The organism is Giesbergeria sinuosa (genome assembly GCF_042652905.1).
Classification (GTDB): Bacteria; Pseudomonadota; Gammaproteobacteria; order Burkholderiales; family Burkholderiaceae_C; genus Simplicispira; species Simplicispira sinuosa.
The window spans coordinates 1-2782 of record NZ_JBHSHJ010000024.1 but is presented as its reverse complement, the minus strand read 5'-3'; the positions used below and the strand labels follow the sequence as shown (position 1 = coordinate 2782).

Annotated in this window: 2 protein-coding genes; both read left to right on the top strand. The window is 48.6% G+C overall.

Going from position 1 to position 2782, the window contains the following annotated elements:
* A partial coding sequence (locus ACFO6X_RS15765; RefSeq protein ID WP_382434945.1) for a hypothetical protein occupies positions 1-213 on the top strand: 213 nt, incomplete at its 5' end.
* A gap of 179 nt (positions 214-392) precedes the next feature.
* A complete protein-coding gene (locus ACFO6X_RS15760; protein WP_382434943.1) occupies positions 393-671 on the top strand; it encodes a DUF6953 family protein in 279 nt (92 codons plus the stop codon).
* Positions 672-2782 lie beyond the last annotated feature (2111 nt).

Genomic DNA, 2782 nt, shown 5'->3' with positions numbered 1-2782 from the left:
ATTGGCACTGGTGCAGGTTCGTTTTTCCCGCTATGCTGCTGGCTTTGGGTGGCTGCTGTGTGGGCGTGGGTTCTAACTTGGCGCTCAAGCGGACAGCTTTCAGCTGCCGCTTACCTTAGTTCGTTAGCATTGGCCCACCACAATGCTTATTTCAAGGCCATCAAAATCCAAGTTTTGCTGTCGATGGTGTTCAAAAATAGGTTTAGCTTTTAGCTTTCAGGTCAGTATTTTCTTGGTTTCGTATTGGCGCTGGTACAGATTCGTTTTACCGGTTATGCTGTTGGCTTTGAGTGGCTGGTGTGTGGGCTTGGGTTCTAACTCGGCGCTCAAGCGGACAGCTTCCAGCTGCCGCTTACCTTGGTTCGTTAGATCAATAAAGAGAGAGCGAAACTATGGCTTCGACTGAAGAGGAAATGAAAGTAGCAGAATGGATGCTTGAGCAATACAGCAAGCATCAACGTTTGTCTCAATCATCTGCCGCGCGTGGCATACGGACGGAATTTGGTGAGCTACACGTCTATAAAAACAAGCAAAGGAACTGGGCAATAAATAAAGGTATTCTTGAAGCATTTAAAAAATTAACTCCTGACGGTGTCGTTTGGAGCCGTAGCACTCAAACTTGGCGTGCTCGCCGTGCATCTGACCCTCAAGATACAAGAATGGTACGTTGAGTCCAAAAAATTGTTGTCGCTGGTGCGTGGGCTTGCGTTCTAACTCGGCGCTCAAGCGGACAGCTTCCAGCCGCCGCTTACCTTGGTTCGTTAGCATTAGCCCACGGTGGTTTTTATTCCACGTTCGTTAAAAACCAAATTTTACTTTTGCTAGTGTTTCCAAAGTAAGTTTTATCTTTGGTTTTTTGGCCTGGTGGCACTGGTGCAGGCTCATTTTTCCGGTTATGCTGCTAGCTTTGGGTGGCTAGTGCGTGGCTTGGGGTTCTAACTTGGCGCTCAAGCGGACAGCTTCCAGCCGCCGCTTACCTTGGTTCGTTAGCATCAGCCCACGACGTTGTTTTTTCCAAGCGCGTAAAAAACCGGGTTTGGTTATCGCCACTGTTCAAAAGTAAATTCTGCTTTTGGCTTGCCGGAGTCGGTATTCTTCGGTTTCGTATTGGCACTGGTGCAAGTTCTTTTTCCAGCTATGCTGCTGGCTTTGGGTGGCGCTGGTGTGTGGGCTTGGGTTCTAACTCGGCGCTCAAGCGGACAGCTTTCAGCTGCCGCTTACCTTAGTTCGTTAGCATTTGCCCACGGCTGTGCTTATTCCATGCTCGTTAAAAACCAAGTTTTACTTTTGCCAGTGTTTCCAAAGTAATTTTTATCTTTGGTTTTTTGGCTTGGTGTTCTTGGTTTCGTGGTGGCACTGGTACAGGTTCGTTTTTCCGGCTATGCTGCTGGCTTTGGGGGCGACTGGTGCGTGGGCTTGGGTTCTAACTTGGCGCTCAAGCGGACAGCTTCCAGCTGCCGCTTACCTTATTTCGTTAGGCTTGTTCCAATTTCATCCGGCGACCATGACAAACACAAAAATCATTAATCTCGCAGGCATTGGCTTACAGTTGCTCGGCCTTCTTGTATTAACACGAATTGATCTCCTTGCTCTCCGCCTTAACGAAGCCTCCAACAACGTGCGAGACACAGTGTTTGTTGAACAATATGAAGCTGCAAAACGGGGCTTAAAGTACGAACCATCCACCCAGGAACTAGAAACCGCATCGCTTAGTGAAAAGCTCCAGCGAACGGGCCTCCTTTTCCGGTGTGGGCTAACACTTGCCTGTGTAGGTACGTTCCTTCAACTCATCGGTACGGCTGTCGGCGAATAGCCTCAACTGAAAATAAATAATCCTGTTACTCAAATTAAAAAATTCCACACAGGCAGCCTAGTTTCAATGTTGAAATGCAACAACAACATAGGGGCATTTCACCTAACAATCCGCTGACCTTCGTCGTTAGCATTTCGCCCACGCCGGTACTTATTCCAAAGCTTTCAAAATTCGGTTTTGTTTTTACCCAAAAAGCAGCTCTTGTCTTTGGTGTTTGCGCCAGCTGTTCTTGTTTTCGTATTGGCACTGGCGTTGGTTCGTTTTTCCAGCTATGCTGCTGGCTTTGGGTGACTGCTGTGTGGGCCTAGGTTCTAACTTGGCGCTCAAGCGGACAGCTTTCAGCCGCCGCTTACCTTGGTTCGTTAGCCTTGGCCCACGGTGTTGTTTTTTCCAAGTGCGTAAAAAACCAGGTTTGGTTATCGCCACTGTTCAAAAGTAAATTCTGCTTTTGGCTTGCCGGGGTCAGCATGCTTTGGTTTCGTATTGGCGCTGGTGCAAGTTCGTTTTTCCGGCTATGCTGCTGGCTTTGGGTGGCTGCTGTGTAGGCTTTGGTTCTAACTGGTCGCTCAAGCGGACAGCCTCCAGCTGCCGCTTACCTTAGTTCGTTAGCATTTCGCCCACGCCGGTGCTTATTCCAAGGCTGTCAAAATCCGAGTTTTTCTGTCGCTGGCATTCAAAAGTAGGTTTTGCTTTGGGCTTGCCAGTCAGTGCTCTTTGGTTTCGTAGTGGCGCTGGTCTAGGTTCGCTTTTCCGGTTATGCTGCTGGCCTTGGGTGGCTGGTGTGTGGGCTTGGGTTCTAACTCGGCGCTCAAGCGGACAGCTTTCAGCTGCCGCTTACCTAGGTTCGTTAGCGTTTTGTCCACAGCCGTGCTTATTCCAAGGCTGTCAAAATTCTGGTTTTGCTGTTGCTGGTATTAAGAAAATAGGTTTTTTTCGCTTACCAGTCAGTATTCTTTGGTTTCGTATTGG